The organism is Pandoraea commovens (genome assembly GCF_902459615.1).
Classification (GTDB): domain Bacteria; phylum Pseudomonadota; class Gammaproteobacteria; order Burkholderiales; family Burkholderiaceae; genus Pandoraea; species Pandoraea commovens.
Window position 1 is genome coordinate 504,683 of sequence record NZ_CABPSA010000003.1, and the last position, 15,942, is coordinate 520,624.

Annotated in this window: 15 protein-coding genes; 5 read left to right on the forward strand and 10 right to left on the reverse strand. The window is 63.3% G+C overall.

Annotated features, from left to right (window positions below; genetic code table 11):
* Positions 1–178 precede the first annotated feature (178 nt).
* Positions 179–1,501 (forward strand): TIGR00366 family protein, encoded by a 1,323-nt coding sequence (locus PCO31010_RS12625; protein ID WP_150664542.1) that lies wholly within the window; start codon positions 179–181, stop codon positions 1,499–1,501.
* A 123-nt stretch (positions 1,502–1,624) separates the two neighbouring features.
* A complete protein-coding gene (locus PCO31010_RS12630) occupies positions 1,625–2,527 on the forward strand; it encodes a ferritin-like domain-containing protein (RefSeq protein ID WP_150664543.1) in 903 nt (300 codons plus the stop codon).
* 121 nt (positions 2,528–2,648) lie between these two features.
* Here the strand turns inward: PCO31010_RS12630 and PCO31010_RS12635 are convergent, their stop codons facing one another.
* From PCO31010_RS12635 to PCO31010_RS12665, 7 genes are all read right to left on the reverse strand, one after another.
* Positions 2,649–3,059 carry a DUF4148 domain-containing protein gene (locus PCO31010_RS12635; protein WP_174984668.1) on the reverse strand — a complete coding sequence of 137 codons (411 nt, stop codon included), beginning with the start codon at positions 3,057–3,059 and terminating at the stop codon, positions 2,649–2,651.
* Positions 3,060–3,294: 235 nt separating this feature from the next.
* The gene (locus PCO31010_RS12640; protein ID WP_150664545.1) at positions 3,295–4,242 is read right to left on the reverse strand and encodes an SRPBCC family protein; all 948 of its coding nucleotides are present in this window, start codon (positions 4,240–4,242) and stop codon (positions 3,295–3,297) included.
* Complete coding sequence (locus PCO31010_RS12645; RefSeq protein WP_039401336.1) at positions 4,226–4,582, reverse strand: ArsR/SmtB family transcription factor; 357 nt, start codon at positions 4,580–4,582, stop codon at positions 4,226–4,228. Before PCO31010_RS12645 ends, PCO31010_RS12640 begins: the two co-directional genes overlap by 17 nt.
* A gap of 111 nt (positions 4,583–4,693) precedes the next feature.
* Complete coding sequence (locus PCO31010_RS12650) at positions 4,694–5,605, reverse strand: bestrophin family protein (protein ID WP_150664546.1); 912 nt, start codon at positions 5,603–5,605, stop codon at positions 4,694–4,696.
* A gap of 217 nt (positions 5,606–5,822) precedes the next feature.
* The gene (gene mmsB / locus PCO31010_RS12655; protein ID WP_150664547.1) at positions 5,823–6,752 is read right to left on the reverse strand and encodes a 3-hydroxyisobutyrate dehydrogenase; all 930 of its coding nucleotides are present in this window, start codon (positions 6,750–6,752) and stop codon (positions 5,823–5,825) included.
* 31 nt (positions 6,753–6,783) lie between these two features.
* Complete coding sequence (locus PCO31010_RS12660; protein ID WP_150664548.1) at positions 6,784–8,283, reverse strand: CoA-acylating methylmalonate-semialdehyde dehydrogenase; 1,500 nt, start codon at positions 8,281–8,283, stop codon at positions 6,784–6,786.
* A gap of 77 nt (positions 8,284–8,360) precedes the next feature.
* Positions 8,361–9,599: an ABC transporter substrate-binding protein gene (locus tag PCO31010_RS12665; protein WP_150664549.1), complete on the reverse strand. Its 1,239-nt coding sequence runs from the start codon at positions 9,597–9,599 to the stop codon at positions 8,361–8,363.
* Positions 9,600–9,795: 196 nt separating this feature from the next.
* On the opposite strand from PCO31010_RS12665, the gene PCO31010_RS12670 reads away from it, so the two are divergent.
* Entirely contained in the window at positions 9,796–10,740 is a 945-nt protein-coding gene (locus tag PCO31010_RS12670) for a LysR family transcriptional regulator (RefSeq protein WP_150576058.1), read from the forward strand.
* 10 nt (positions 10,741–10,750) lie between these two features.
* Here the strand turns inward: PCO31010_RS12670 and PCO31010_RS12675 are convergent, their stop codons facing one another.
* A complete protein-coding gene (locus PCO31010_RS12675) occupies positions 10,751–11,728 on the reverse strand; it encodes a LysR family transcriptional regulator (RefSeq protein WP_174984670.1) in 978 nt (325 codons plus the stop codon).
* Between the two features lie 98 nt (positions 11,729–11,826).
* Here PCO31010_RS12675 and PCO31010_RS12680 point away from each other — a divergent pair, with 98 nt between their 5' ends.
* On the forward strand, positions 11,827–13,065 hold the full coding sequence (locus PCO31010_RS12680) for an MFS transporter (protein WP_150664550.1): 1,239 nt from the start codon (positions 11,827–11,829) through the stop codon (positions 13,063–13,065).
* Positions 13,066–13,148: 83 nt separating this feature from the next.
* Here the strand turns inward: PCO31010_RS12680 and PCO31010_RS12685 are convergent, their stop codons facing one another.
* Entirely contained in the window at positions 13,149–14,009 is an 861-nt protein-coding gene (locus PCO31010_RS12685) for an arylamine N-acetyltransferase family protein (protein WP_150664551.1), read from the reverse strand.
* Positions 14,010–14,024: 15 nt separating this feature from the next.
* The gene (locus PCO31010_RS12690) at positions 14,025–14,561 is read right to left on the reverse strand and encodes a glyoxalase superfamily protein (RefSeq protein WP_150664552.1); all 537 of its coding nucleotides are present in this window, start codon (positions 14,559–14,561) and stop codon (positions 14,025–14,027) included.
* A gap of 332 nt (positions 14,562–14,893) precedes the next feature.
* Between PCO31010_RS12690 and zapE the strand changes: the two genes are divergently transcribed.
* Entirely contained in the window at positions 14,894–15,940 is a 1,047-nt protein-coding gene (gene zapE, locus PCO31010_RS12695) for a cell division protein ZapE (RefSeq protein ID WP_150664553.1), read from the forward strand.
* Positions 15,941–15,942 lie beyond the last annotated feature (2 nt).

Sequence of the window (15,942 nt, forward strand, 5' to 3'; positions counted from 1 at the left end):
ACCTGCGTTGCACGCGCCGCAACAATTACCAAATATTTCAATAGCTGCACTGGCCTTCCTGCCACAACGTTCGCCGCATTGTCATTACGCAGTTTTACGTCATGCCGTGGCCTCGAGCCGATGACACAATGCACGGCTAGAAATAGGTTAACAAATTAACAAAAAGGAAGAGACAGTCGTGGTCAAAGGTATTTCCCGTTTTTTCACGCAGGTCGTGCACCGCTTTTTGCCCGATCCGCTCATCTTCGCCATCTTCCTCACCGTTATCACGTTTGCCCTCGCCCTCGGCTTCACCCCCAAGACGCCGGGCGATCTCGTGCTCCTCTGGGGCTCGGGCTTCTGGAATCTGCTCGCGTTCTCCATGCAGATGGCGATGATTCTCGTGACGGGTCACGCCCTCGCCAGCTCCGCGCCGATGAAGCGCGCGATGGCCGCACTCGCCGGTTCGGCCCGCTCCCCCGCGCAGGCCACGATGATGGTGGCACTGCTCGCCGGTGTCGCTTGTGCGATCAACTGGGGCTTCGGCCTTGTACTCGGCGCGATGTTCGCGCGTGAAGTGGCGCGTCGCGTGAAAGGCACCGATTACCGTTTGCTCGTCGCGTGTGCCTACATGGGCTTTCTGACGTGGCACGGCGGTCTTTCAGGCTCCGTGCCGCTCGTGGCCGCAACGCATGGCAATCCGATGGAAAAAGTCGTCGGCCTGATTCCCGTCTCGCAGACGCTGTTTACCGGCTATAACGCCTTTATCACCATCGGCCTGATCGTGATGTTGCCGCTGCTGGCGCGCGCGATGATGCCGCGTCCGAACGAAGTCGTATCCGTCGATCCGAAGTTGCTGGTCGACGAACCGACGCATGAACGCGTACTCGGCCCGAACGCCACGCTTGCCGAAAAGCTCGAAGAAAGCCGTCTGCTGTCGCTGCTTGTGTTCGTGCTGATTGCCGCGTATCTGGTGCTGCGCACCGTCACGAAGGGCTTTACGCTCGATATCGACACCGTGAACATTGCGTTCCTCGGCATCGGCATTCTGTTGCATCGCACGCCGATGGCTTATGCGCGTGCCGTGGCGAACGCTGCACGCGGCGCGTCGGGCATCATGATTCAGTTCCCGTTCTACGCTGGCATTCAGGCGACGATGGATCACTCGGGACTCGCCGGTGTCATCACCAACTGGTTCATCGAGATCGCCAACGTCCACACGTTCCCGCTGCTCGCCTTCCTCAGCTCGGCCGTGATCAACTTCGCCGTGCCATCGGGTGGCGGTCACTGGGTGGTGCAGGGGCCGTTCGTCATGCCTGCCGCACAGGCGCTGCATGCCGATCTCGGCAAGGCGGCCATGGCCATCGCGTACGGCGAAGCCTGGACGAACATGGCGCAACCGTTCTGGGCACTGCCCGCGCTCGCCATCGCCGGGCTCGGCGTGCGCGACATCATGGGCTACTGCGTGACGGCGCTGCTGTTCTCGGGCGCCATCTTCATCGCGGGGATGTATCTGTTCTGACGGGTTCCGTCGGCGCTGTGCGGACTATCCACAAGACGGTCTGCACGGCGCGCGCATGGCGCTTGGTGATATGATTTTTGTCGACGCCGACAGACCTCATACCGAATGCGATATCCCGACCAGATGTCCGACACGTTAGCGGCTGCCGTAGCGCAGGCCGACCATGTCATGCGGCATTGGCAATACGATGTCGACGGCCCCGTGAAAATTGGTTCGGACTCCCATAAACGCATGTTCTGCCGCATGCTGCTGGAGTCTCACAACCCCTACAAGCCGTCCGTCATCGAGTGGCCGAAGCTGCCGCCCGACGCCCTCAGGCGTCTGACCGCGCTGCCCATCTGGGACATCGCCGTGCAGACGGAAGGACGCGCATCGATTCGCGTCGCCACTTACGCTGCCACGATTCAGGACCCGCTGCTGCGCGAAGCCCTCGTCATGGACGGCGAGGAAGAGGCGCGTCACAAGGTCGTGCTCTCCAAACTTGTCGAAGCCTATGGCATCGAACTCGCCGCCGAGCCCCCTTATCCGCCGCCGAAAGACGCCGAATGGGCGTGGATGAAGACCGGCTTCAGCGAGTGCATCGACAGCTTCGTGGCCTTCGGTCTGTTCCGCTCGGCACAGCGCTCCGGCTATTTTCCCGAAGCACTGGTCGAGACGTTCGAACCGGTGATTCAGGAGGAGGCGCGCCACATTCTCTTTTTCGCGAACTGGGTGGCCTGGTACCGGCGCACGCTGCCGTTCTGGAAGCGTCCGTGGTTTTACGCGCGGGTCGCGGCCGTCTGGGTCACGCTGATCTGGGATCGCATTGCGATCGCGCGCGGTATCGACACCGACGGCGTCGCACGCGATATCAACTTCCCGGCGACAAGTACCGCCGACATCGGTGAAGGGCTGAAGCCGCGCGATCTGATCCTGCTTTGTCTGGAAGAAGATGCGCGACGCATGAACGGCTACGACAAGCGTCTGCTGCGCCCGACGCTCGTGCCGAGGCTCGCCCGCATGGCGCTGCGCTTCATGACGGCCTGACGAACACCGTCATCATTGGCGGTCGGCAACGGATCGCAAACGCAAAAAAGCCGTCCCGGGCATCACACCCGGGACGGCTTTTTAACTCTCTACTGCTGCGGCGCTATCAGCCGCGCGGCGATCAGCTGCCTTGGAACTCGTCCAGTTGGCCAGCAGCGCGGGCACGGGCCAGCTCTTGCTTGACGTCGGCGCGCGACACGCTCGAGCTTTGGGCGACGGCGGCGACCGGGTAGTCCTGGTCGTTTTGTGCCATCAGGCCTTCAGTGCGGGCTTGCGCCAATTCCGTCTTCACTTCGGCGCGGGTCTTGCTCTCACCCGAAGCGACGTACACCGGATAGTCGGCATCGCCTTGCGGGATCAGGCCGTTGGCGCGAGCCTGAGCCAGATCGGCTTGCACGGCGGCACGCGTGAGCGGCTGGCCTTGCGAAGCGATTTCGGGGTAGTTGTTGCCGTTTTCGGCAGCGTTGCTAGCAACAGCACCAAGGGAGGCCACAGCGGCGATAAGGGCGATTGCGATGTTCTTGCGGTTCATTTTCCTAACTCCTGTCATGTTGCGACGACTTTGTTTTGAATTGCGCCGTCGATGGAGAGAAGTCTAGAACTCGCGCTTGCAATGAAAAACGCGATATTTGTCGAGGAACTATTGCGTCTTTTGATGAGAATTAATGCACCACTTCGGTGCGATAGAAAAATAGAAACGCCGCTGCGTCCGGTAAGACCCGGCGAGCAGCGGCGTCGCAAGCGGTGAGAAAGGTGGGGGTGAAGACTCAGTCGGTGAGCGATGCGCCGAGGGCGTCGAGCAGCGAATTGGTGCCGCGCTCACGGGATCCTGCGTCATCGTAACCGTCCAGAAATGCGCCTTGCTCGGTCATGACGAGATGGGTACCGCCATCGCGAGCCTTGATGTCGATGGTCGCGAGCGACACCGAAATCTTGCGCGTATCCAGATGCATTTCGTACACGTAGACGAGACGCGTGTCGGGGACCACATCGTAGTAGAGCGCATCGAAAGTCGACACCATGCCGCTCGTCCACCGAGCCTTCGCCGTCTCACGGCCACCCGGACGAACATCCATCGATCGCTCGATCAGCGTCAGGCCGTCGCTTCGCGCAAACCATCGATCCTTGGCCTCGCGCTCCGCCAGTGCGCGGAACACACGGGCGGGCGATGCCGGGTACTGGCGTTCGAGACGAAACGTCGAATGCACGACACTGCGTTGCGTCGGTGCTTCGGCTTCCTTCATGACCTCGCGTCCCAGCTTGTCCAGCGTTTGCGTCCAGCCCTGCCCCGCGCCTTCCGGCATCCATGCGAAGGCGGGGTCGAGCACCGTATAGCGTTGCTCGACGTCGAGCTGCGTGCCTTGCGCCACATCGACAAAGCTCGCCGTGGTGAGCGCGCTGAACAACGCATGTCCCTTCTCGTCCGTCACTTTCATGTCGATGACCAGACGCTTCGGTGCATCGACTTCTACGAAGCGCCCGCGAATCCAGTGCGATTCGCCTTCGGGCGACTGCATCCGCAGATCGAAAGCGCCGCCCTCGCGAGCGTCGATCTTCGCTTCGGGCACCGTGTAACCGGTTGGGCAGAACCAGCGCTTGACGGCCTCGGTCGAGGTCCACGCACTGAACACCACGTCGCGCGCTACAGCGTACGTCCGGCTAACGGTGAGCGGACGCGCTTGTGCGCTCGCTTTTGCTTCACTTGCTGTCGTCATGAAGGTCTCCTTCGGGCGGCAGGCTGGCCAGATACTCGCCCAATCGGTCGAGATGGCCCTCCCACTCGTGACGGCGCTGGTTGATCCATCGCTCTGCAAGGCTCAGCGCCTGAGGTTCGATCCGGCACGTGCGCACACGTCCCGCCTTTTCCGTTCGCACCAGCCCCGCACTCTCCAGCACGGACAGGTGCTGCATGACCGCCTGCAACGACATCGACAAGGGCTGCGCAAGCGCGCTCACCGACGCTGGCCCCTGCGCCAGCCGCACGAGCATCGCTCGGCGAGAGGCGTCGGCCAGTGCCTGAAAAGTCAGATCGAGGGTGTTGTCATGGTCAAGCATGTGCTTGAGTATAGTCGCGATAAATACTAAAGCAAAGACTTTAGTATTAAATTTTTCGGGAAAGGCTTCGGCGACCCGCTCCATCTCCCGGCCGCCGAGGACTCAGACGGTTCAGGTGATGATGTGATGCTCGCGCGCCCGCACTTGCGCCGTGTGCTGGCGATGCAGGATTTCCCGCAGCGATTGCTCGATGGTCTCGGACATGGCGTCGAGCGCCAGATCGTTCGCTTCCAGACCGAACGGCTCCTCGATCTCGGCGCTCACCGCTTCAAGCGCAAAGAACGTGTACGAGATGAAGGCGACGATCACGGGCGTCATCGGCCCGATGGAGTCGACCAGCCCGAACGGCAGCAGCAGGCTGTAGAGATACGTCACGCGGTGCAGAATCACGCCGTACGTGAACGGAATCGGCGTGGTGGCGATGCGTTCGCAGCCACCGATGGCTTCGCCGAGGCGGTCCAGATGCATCTCCATGACCTGCGCCAGCGGTGCTTCGATCTGCCCGCGCATGCGGCGCTCGCGCAGCCACTCGCCCGCCATCAGCAAAATAGTGATCGGCTTGAACTGCTTGCGCTTGAGGCACGCCACGTCTTCCTTATCGAGCAGACGCTCGAAGTCGGCGCGCGGGTCCGTGCCGCGCAGTTGGTGACGCATTCCATGCACGAAGGCAATGAGATAGGCGACGAAGCGCGGCGAATCGGAGGTGTCCGACACAAGCGTCATCGACTGACGGGACAGCGCCCGCGTCTCGTTGAGCACACTGCCCCAGAGCACACGGGCTTCCCAATAGCGGGCGTAGCTGGTGGTGTTGCGGAAACCGAGAAAGATCGCGAGCGTAATACCGATCAGCGAGAACGGGATGAACGTGAGCGGGATCTTCCATTCGAAGATGCGCCCGTGCGCCAGCGTGACGACAATCGAAATGATCGTGGTGAAAATGAGCTGCGGGGCGATCTTGGGCAAGATCGAGCCGCGCACGACGAATAGCATGCGCAGCCAATGCAGATTGGGACGGACGATCATGATGACGAATGGGCGCTCGCAAGCGCTGAGAAACTGGCTGTGGGGGTAGCCGTTGGGGCCGGATGATACGCCGATATTCGCGTCATTGAAATCTCCGAACCTCGTGCCGTGGGTCAGGCGCGTCAAATCGTCGCAATGACAAACGCCCGTCAACCGTAAGGCCGGCAGGCGTTCGCCATTCTTGCCATTCGTCTTGCGCCGTGCGACGCAGCGGCGTTTACTTCACGTTCAGCGCCTGTGCCAGCGTGACCGGGTCCTGGAAGATGCTCGAAAAATCGAGCCCGCCATGACCGTTCGCACGATGCACTTCGAAGATACGGCGCGCGAGATCGCCCAGCGGCGTCGCCACCTCGCTCGACTCGGCCGCACCGTGCGCGAGACGCAAGTCCTTCGCCATCAGATCGGTCGCGAAACCGCCGGTGTAGCCGCGCGAGGACGCTGCATTCTCCATCACGCCCGGGCAGGGGTTATACACTTCCAGCGTCCAGTTGCGTCCGGAGCTTTGCTGCATCACGGCCGAGAGCACCTTAGGGTCGAGACCGTTCGCAATGCCCAGTCGCAGCGCCTCGCTCGTGCCCGCCATCAGAATGCCCAGCAACATGTTGTTGCACAGCTTGAGCGTCTGCCCTGCGCCGAGCGGGCCGCCGTGGTGGATTGCGCGTCCCATGTTGCCCAGCAGCGGCCGCATGCGCTCGACAAGCGCCGCATCGCCGCCGACCATGAACGTCAGCGTGCCCGCCGCCGCACCGGCCGTACCGCCCGAAACCGGTGCGTCGAGCAGCAACGTGCCGGGCCGCGCAAGCTTCGCCAGTTGACGGGGAATCTCCGGCGGCACCGTGCTGCTGTCGATCAGCACGGCGTCCGGTGCAGCATTCGCCAGCACCCCTTGCGGGCCGTCGTACGCCGCAAGCACATGCTCGCCCGCAGGCAACATGGTGATGACGACCTGCGCGTCGCGCACCGCATCGGCAATCGATTTCGCCGGGCGGCCACCGGCCGCTGCAAGTCGCTCCACCGCTTCGCCGGACAGGTCGAAGCCGCGCACGGCATGTCCGGCCTTGACCAGATTCGCCGCCATCGGACCGCCCATGTTGCCCAGCCCGATGAACGCCACGCGCAGCGTCCCTTGTTGAGTTTCCGTAGCCATCGTCTGTCTCCGAAATCCGTGGAAGGGCGCGTTACTTCAGCGTGATCGTGGTGTTCACACCTGACGGGCCGGTGCCGCGCGCCTGCCAGCGTGCAGTGACGGTCTTCGTCTGCGTCCAGAACAAGATGGCTTGCTTGCCGTTCGGGCCGAGATCGCCGAGCTTCGACGCACGCGAACCGGTGAAGCTGAACCACGCGACCGGCACCGGAATCGGCAGGTTGATGCCGACCTGACCGACGTCGATTTCATTCTGGAACTGACGCGCCGCACCGCCGTCCTGCGTGAACAGCGCCACGCCGTTACCGTTGGGGTTCGCGTTGACGAAGGCAATGGCTTCGTCGAGCGTCTCGGCCCCGGCCATGCACAGCACCGGCCCGAAGATTTCCTCGCGGTAGATCGACATCTCGGCCGTCACGCCGTCGAAGATGGTCGGGCCGACGAAGTTGCCGTCAGGTGCTTCCTTGACCGAGTGACCGCGCCCGTCGAGCAGCAGCTTTGCCCCCTCTTCCGCCCCCGCGCCGATCAGTTTCTCCACACGCGCACGGGCCTGCTTCGAGACGAGCGGTCCAACGTCCGCCTTACGATCCGTGCCCGGTCCGACCTTGAGCGCACGCGCGCGCTCGACCAGCTCCGGCACCCACTCGCGGGCTTCGCCCACAAGCACCGCCACCGACGTCGCCATACAACGCTGCCCTGCCGCGCCGAAGGCCGCGCCGAGCAGATGGTTGATGGCTTGCTCGCGATCCGCGTCCGGCAGGATCACGCAGTGATTCTTTGCGCCCATCATCGCTTGACAGCGCTTGCCCGCTTCCGATGCACGACGATAGATGTGCGTGCCGACATGCGTCGAGCCGATGAACGACACAGCCTTGATATCCGGGTGATCGCAGATCGCGTTCGCGATGTCCGGGCCACCATGCACGACGTTAAGCACACCCGGCGGCAGACCGGCTTCGAGTGCGAGTTCGGCGAGACGCAGCGACGCGCTCGGGTCTTGTTCCGAAGGCTTCAGCACGAACGTATTGCCCGTGGCGACGGCCAGCGGGAACATGAAGCACGGCAGCATCACCGGGAAGTTGAACGCGGTAATGCCCGCACACACCCCGAGCGGTTCGATGAGCGTATAGACGTCGACACCACCGGCCGCGTTCTGCGCGTACTCGCCGAGTTGCAGCGACGCGATCGAGCAGGCGTGTTCCACGACTTCGAGACCGCGTCCGACTTCGCCTTCGGCGTCGGGCAGCGTCTTGCCATGTTCACGCGTAATCAGTTCGGCGAGCTCGCCCGTGTGATCGCGCAGCAGTTGCTGAAAGCGCAGCATCACGCGCATGCGATTGGCTTGCGACGTGTTGCGCCAGCCCTTATAGGCCGCCTTGGCGGAAGCCACAGCCGCATCGAGTTCTTCGGTCGTGGCGAATGGCACGCGCGCGACGACTTCCTGCGTGGCAGGGTTCACGACGTCGCGCCATTGCGACGTCTTCGATTCAACACGCTTGCCGTCGATGAGCAGCGGAATGGTGGGTAGGGACATGACACGCTCTCCAGATCGAAACGAATGCAGGGATTCGGGTAAGGGTTGAGGGCCGTCGGGTGACGGCCCGATGTCGGTTACTTCGCTGCCGTGTTCGTCTTCACGAGCGAACAGGTCGATTTCGACAGCGGCTGGAAGGCTTCCGTCGCGGGGACGGTGGCCACTTTAGTGTAGTAATCCCACGGGCCTTTGGACTCGGCGGGCGACTTCACGCGGAACAGATACATGTCGTGAATCACGCGTCCGTCCGGACGAATCGACGCGTTGTGCATGATCGGATCGCGAATCGGCAATTCACGCATCTTTTGCGCAACCACCTTCGCGTCAACACTCTTTGCCGCCGCGACCGAGCGCAGGTAATGCAGCACGCTCGAATACACACCGGCCTGCACCATCGTCGGCTTCAGATTCTTGTACTTCTTCTGGAAGCGGTCGGACCACTTGCGCGAGGCGTCGTCGAAGTCCCAATAGAAGCCGTCGGTAAACATCAGCCCTTGTGCCGTATTGAGGCCGAGGGCGTGAACGTCCGACAGAAACACCAGCAATGCGGCGAGCTTCTGTCCGCGCTGCACGATGCCGAATTCGCGTGCCTGCTTGAGCACGTTGACGGTGTCCTGCCCGCCGTTGGCGAGTGCCACGACCTGCGCCTTCGAGCTTTGCGCCTGCAACAGGAACGACGCGTAATCAGACGCATTGAGCGGGTGTCGCGACTGGCCCACAACCGTGCCGCCGAGCGTCTTCACGATATCGGCGGCGTCCTTTTCCAGCGAGTGCCCGAAGGCGTAGTCGACGGTGATGAAGTACCAGGACTTGCCGCCATCACCGACCACTGCGCGGGCGGTGGCGGCCGACTGCGAGTACGTGTCGAACATCCAGTGGAAGCCCGTGGGCGAGCAGTCTTCGTTGGTCAGGCGCGTGGTGGCGGGCCCGGAGAACAAGACGACGCGCTGCTTGTCCATCGCGAGCTTCTGCACGGCGAGCGCCGCCGCAGAGTTCGTCAGATCGGCAATCGCGTCGACGTTGTCGCGATCGAACCATTCGCGCGCCTTGTTGGCGGCGACGTCCGCTTTGTTCTGGTTGTCGGCCGACACCAGTTCGACCTTCATCCCTTTACATTCGGCGGCCAGACAGTCGTCGATGGCCATTTGTGCGGCCACGACCGACCCCGCTCCGCCCATCGCCGAATACGTGCCCGACATATCGGTGAGCACGCCCACCTTGACGGGCCGGTCCGGCAACTGCGCAAACGTTCCGGCTGACGACAATCCCAAGCCCGCACCGAGTCCCAGCGCGAGCAGCCACGGCTTGATCTTCATCGCTTTTGTCTCCTTCAGGTCTTTTATGCTTTCGTCGCCGACGTCTATGCGTGGCGCTCATAAATTGTATTTGTGCGAATTTGCTTTACATAGCGAAAATCTGCATCTACTTTGTGCAGAAATGCACATAGCGACTTCACACAGGAGCGGAGGTATGGCGCACAGCGGCGCGACGAGAACGGCACGGTCAACCGGCATGGCCGGGGCATCGGGTGCGGAACCGCGTCCCGACTGGGACGACCTTCGGTACTTTCTGGAAGTGGCGCGCACGCAGCGCGTGAGTGCGGCTGCGCTTCGGCTGGGTGTCGACCACACGACGGTGTCGCGACGGGTGCGTGCGCTGGAGCAGGCGCTCGGCACGCTGCTGTTCGACAAGTCGCGCAACGCAGGCTTCGCGCTCACGCCCGAAGGCCAGCAGTTGCTGGTGCATGCAGAGCAGATGGAGACGGCGCTGCAATCGGCCTGCGAACAGGTCGCGGGGCTTGGACAAACGCTCTCGGGACACGTGCGCATCGGGTCGACGGAAGCGTTCGGCACGTACTTCGTCACGCCCGTGCTCTCACGCTTTCAGCGCGAATACCCCGCCATCGACTTCGACGTCTTGCCGGTGCCGCGATTCGTCAGCCTCTCCAAGCGCGAAGCCGATCTGGCGATTACCATCGAGCGCCCGCAACGCGGACCGTATGTGTGCAGCAAGCTGTGCGACTACCGCTTGCAGTTGTACGCCACGCCCGGCTATCTCGCGCAATACGGCGACGTATCGACGTTCGCCGACCTCACGGGGCGTCGCTTCATCAGCTACGTGGACGAACTCTCGTTCAGCAACGAGTTGCGCTATCTGGAAGACATCGTGCCCGGGTGCAACGTCGTGCTGCGCAGCACGAGCGTCATTGCGCAATATCAGGCGGCGTTGCAGGGCGAAGCGCTGGCCGTTCTGCCGTGCTTCATGGCGGCGCAGGATCCGCGACTCGTGCCGCTGCTGGTCGACGACGTGGTAGTCACGCGCAGCTTCTGGATCTACTGCCACGAAGAATTACGCACGCTCAAACGCATTACGGTGCTGTGGGATTACCTGCGCGACGCCGCCCAGCGCAACGACGCCCTGTTGCAAGGCAAGGCCGGGCAGTTGCTGCTGACCTGACGCCGCGCGCTTAGCGAATCTTGCGCTGCTCTTCCTCGATCACGGTCGGAATCGCGATGCGCATCGCTTCGACGAAACGGCGCAGACGCGCGGGGTAATACTTCGCGTACGGGTACAAGAGATACATCGGCAGCGGCGTCGAGCGCCATTTCGGCACGAGCTGAATCAGACGTCCCTGCGCGATGTCTTCGGCCATCACCCAGGCCGACGCCACGCCCACCCCCAGACCGCGCAATGCGGCACTGCGCAACGCAAACAGATTGTCGGTACTCATGCGCGGGTCGAATGTGATGCGCTCGCTCTCGTGCGTCTCGCGATGCGTCAGCGTGATGTCGGTCCGGTAAAACGTGGTGAGCGCGAGCCATGGAAACGCCGTCAGCTCCGAAGGTTGTTCGGGCATCGGACGTCCCCGAAGCAAGTCGGGCGACGCCACGACGATGCGCGGCACGTCGGTCAGCAGGATGGCGACGTTCGACGGGTCCTGCAATTCGCCCACGTGAATCGCGCAATCGATGCCCTCGGCAATGAAGTTCGGCTCGCGATCCTGCAAGAACCAGTGCACCTTCATCCCGGTATAGCGATCGAGAAAGTCGGCCAGCGGCCCGATCATCATGTCCTGCCCGAACGCGTGCGGCACCAGCACGCGCAGCGTCCCCTCCGGCTCGGCCCCGGTGCCACGCAGATCGGCCTCGAACGCCTCCCAACTGGTCACAAGCTCCTTCGCACGCGCGAAACAACGCTCGCCGTCTTCGGTGAGCTTCATGCGATGGGTCGAGCGCTGAAGCAGCCGCAGGCCCAGCGAGCGTTCCAGCATTTGCAGCCGTCGGCTGACGGTCGGCTGCGTGGTGCCGAGCTGGGCCGCCGCCGCCGACAGGCTGCCGGATTCGACGATGCGCACGAAGGTCTGCATCAGTTCGACGCGGTCGGCGCCACCGGGTCGGAGGGCCGAAGGCGATGCGGAGGATGGGGGATCGAGAGGCTCTGTCATACGTCACACGTATAAAGGTTGTACGGATTATAGGTCTACCGCTGCACCGCACCAAGCGAGACACTACGCCCCGTACCTTCCTTCTGGAGCCTCAAGCAATGAGTTCCGCGCAAATTTCGAACGCCCCCGACGCGAGCCGTGCCACACCCCGGCCGCAGCCGGAGCTGTCCGCACGACTGATTCTGTTGCTGGCAACGGGCACAGGCCTGACCGTCGCCTCGCTGTACTACGCACAACCGATGCTCGGCATCATGACCGACGACATCCACGCGGCCAACACGACCGTGGGATGGGTGCCGACGCTCACCCAACTCGGTTACGCCCTTGGCATTTTGCTGCTCGTGCCGATGGGCGACATCATCGACCGCCGCCGTATCGTACTCGTCAAGGGCGCGATCCTGACGCTGGCCTTGCTGCTGGCGGCCTTTGCGCCAGGCATCGGCACCTTGCTCGTCGCGAGTCTCGCCATCGGTCTGACGGCGACGATGGCGCAGGACATCGTGCCTGCGGCCGCCACGCTCGCTCCCGAATCGATCCGGGGACGCGTCGTCGGCACCGTGATGACCGGCCTGCTGCTCGGGATTTTGCTGTCCCGCGTGGTGTCGGGCTTCGTCGCGCAGAATTTCGGATGGCGGGCGATGTATGTGGTCGCGGCCATCAGCGTGGCGGGCTTCGGTGTGGTCGCGTGGCGCAGCCTGCCCTCGTTCCATCCGACGACGCAGATGTCGTACCGTCAACTGATCGGCTCGGTCGCGAGTCTCTGGCGTCGTCACCCGGCACTGCGCCGGGCAGCCTTCGCACAGGGCTTGCTGTCGGTCGGCTTCAGCGCGTTCTGGTCGACGCTGGCCGTGATGCTGCACGAGGCGCCGTTCCATCTGGGCGCGGCCGCCGCCGGTGCGTTCGGTCTGGCCGGTGCTGCGGGTGCGCTCGGTGCACCGATTGCCGGTCGTATTGCTGACAAGAAGGGCCCGCAGATCGTGACGCGTCTCGGCGCAGGCCTTGTGGCCGTGTCGTTCGCCGCGATGCTGTTCGCCCCGCTGTTGAGCCCGCATGCGCAACTGTGGCTGATCGGTCTGGGTGCCATTGGCTTCGACCTCGGCGTGCAGGTTGCCCTGATTTCGCATCAGACCATCGTGTACGGGATCGAACCCCCTGCCCGCAGCCGTCTGAACGCCGTGCTGTTCGTCTGTGTGTTCATCGGCATGTCGCTCGGTTCGGTGCTCGGCTCGCAGGCGCTGGCGCATTGGGGCTGGACGGGCGTCTCATCGCTCGCCATGCTGTCCGCGCTCGGTGCGCTGGCTGTGCGGATGTGGCCGGGCACGACGTCGGCACACTAATGCGCGTGTATTGAAGGATGGATGAAAGAAGGGCCTTGCAGACGGTCGGTCTGCAAGGCCCTTCTTCTTTGTGCTTCGGATGTTCAGCGTACGACTGCTTTGGCGGCGCCCGCGAGCGCTCGCGCGAACAACTCGTCGGTATCGACGTCGGCCAGATTGAGGCCGAAGCGTCCGGCCAGCGCGTCGACCAGTTGCGACGCCGAATCGACCTTCGTCTCGGCGATCACATCGCCCTTCGGACCGCGCTCGACAAGTTTGGTATCGAGCAGCGCCAGACGGCCTTGCGGCAACACGCGGCAAGCCATGAGGTGATTCGTGAAGATCGAGTCCGGCGCGCTCGACGTGTACCAGTTCCCGAGCTTGTAATCGATCCACTCGGCGGGGCGCGGCGCGAACCGATAGGTCGGCAGCCACGTCTGCGCCGACTTCACGCTCAGACGATATTCGCCGACGGTATGACCGTCGCTCGTCGGCACCGGCGTCAGATTGAAGATTTCGAGCGGCGTGGCCTGCTCGCCCGACGCATTCAGACGCAACGGCGCTGTCAGCGTAACCGAGCCGAAACCCACATCCGCCAACCACGATTCGCCGTCGAGTTCGATGCGCAGCAGCATGTGCGTGAGCGGTGCTTCTGCTTCGAAGGTGCGGCCCCAGCAGACGCGTCCGATCAGTGGCGTGACGTCGAACCCGAGGTACTTAAGCGCACTCGCGAACAGCGCGTTCTGCTCGAAGCAGTAACCGCCGCGTTGGCTGTCGACCAGCTTGGCGACGACCGACGGCAGATCCACATTCACCGCTTTGCCTCGCATCGGATCGATGTTCTCGAAGGGAATCGCGAGCGGATGCAGCGAGTGCACCGCACGCAGCACATCGAGCGTGGCTTCGCGGGGGCCGGTATAACCGATGCGCCGGAAATAACGCGCAGGATCGAAATCTTGGGACATACCGGCCTTCCTCTGTCAGTCGTTCGATTCGCAGAAGCGAATGCGGTTATTGAATGGGTCCGTCACCGTCATCTGCTTGCCCCAGTCGAGTGCTTCGATACCGGGATTCATATTGGGATAACGCTTGCCCGACAAGTCGCGCTGATAGGCTTCGACCCCGCGCATGAAGACGAACGTCGTCGCCCCCGGGCTGGCATCGCCGAAGTGACCGGACAGGTGCAGCGTCATGCCCGCACGCGAGACCTGACAGTACAGCGGCATACCGTCGGCGAAGCGATGCTCCCAATCGAGCCTGAAGCCGAGGAAGTCGACGTAGAATTCGCGCGCTTTCGCTTCGTCGAAGATCCGGTGAATCGGCGCGACGGTGTCGAACACGATGCCGTCACTGACCGCAGCAGCGCTCACTTTGGCGGCGAGCACGTTCCAGTCCGCAAAGCCGAACTGTGCGGCGACGGATTCGAGTGCCTGTGCGTGGGAGATGTCGATGCCCTCGCGCGCGAGCCGTTCGCGCAGGGACTTGGCCATGATTTTGGCGTCGAGATAGGTTCGCATGTTGGCCATCCTTGATAGCGTTCAATGGCGACGCATTCGATCAGTGCTCGCGTTGCTGATGCGCGTCGCCCGGAGAACGGGACGGACATGCGATACCTGCGATGCTTTCACCGTCCCCTGATCGGGTGCGAGCGGCAGGCAGCATCGGCCGTGCGGCAATTCTAGCAGCAATCGCAGGCCGCCGAAGACCACCGCCACGGCGATGCCGAAATGCGATGGCGGCGCCCGGAATTCCGTATTGGCCTGCCATGCAGCGCGCCGGTATAGTGGCGCTCGTCGGCCGGGCGCATGATCCCCATGCATCGGCCTTAGCCTTCCGGAGTCCTGCGTCCATGATCGACGCCGCGCGTATTACGCAAGCGCTGGCCGAGCGCCACATCACCCCCGACCGTCGTCAACGCGACGCCATCGCCGTGCTCGCGAGCCTCTCGCCACCGGGCGCGCCCCGTGGGGCGGCAACGCATGACGGCGTCTATTGCTACGGCTTGCCCGGACGCGGTAAAAGCCTTGTCGTGGATGCCGCCTTCGCCGTCGCCGATGGCGAGAAGCGCCGAGTGCACTTTCACGAATTTCTGCGCGACATCCACCGTCAACTTGTGCGCGAGCCGAAGTGCGACGACCGGCTCGCGGCTGTGGCCAATCGCTGGCTCGATGGCGTCGAGCTGCTGTGTTTCGACGAATTCCACGTCCACGACATTGCCGACGCCTTCCTCATCGGACGCTTTCTCGACATCGCGCTTGCACGCGGCGTGCGACTGGTGCTGACGTCGAACTACGCCCCCGCCCAGTTGTTGCCCGACCCCGAGTTTCACGAGCGTTTCGAGCCGACCGTCGCCGTGATTCTTCGGCGCTTCGCCATCGTCCATTTCGACGGCGCAACGGACTACCGGATGGGAGGCGACGCGGCGTCGATGCCGCGCTGGCTCGCGCCGCTGGAAGCCGCACATGAGGTCCTGCCAGCGTGTTACGAAGCGCTGGAGGGCCGCCCCGCAATCGCCCCGTCAAACGTCACGGTGGCCGGTCGCGCCCTGGCGGTGCGCAGCGCAGGCGAGCGCGTGGTGTGGGCCGACTTCGAGGCGCTGTGCGTGGCCCACCGCTCGCATCTGGACTACCTCAGTCTTGCCGAACAGTGGCATGCGCTGATCGTCGATGAACTGCACGTCGAGCAGTTGCGCCGCCCCGACACGTTGCAACGCTTTCTCTGGCTCGTCGACATTTGCTACGACCGTCAGCGAACGCTGCTGATCGCGTCCGATGCGCCGCTGATCCCCGCACTCGACGCACTGAGCGACTGGCGCGATCTGTCACGCACGATCAGCCGTCTCGCGGAGATGGGTTCGCGGGACTACGAGCGACGCACGCTGACGCCCGATCGCTGAAC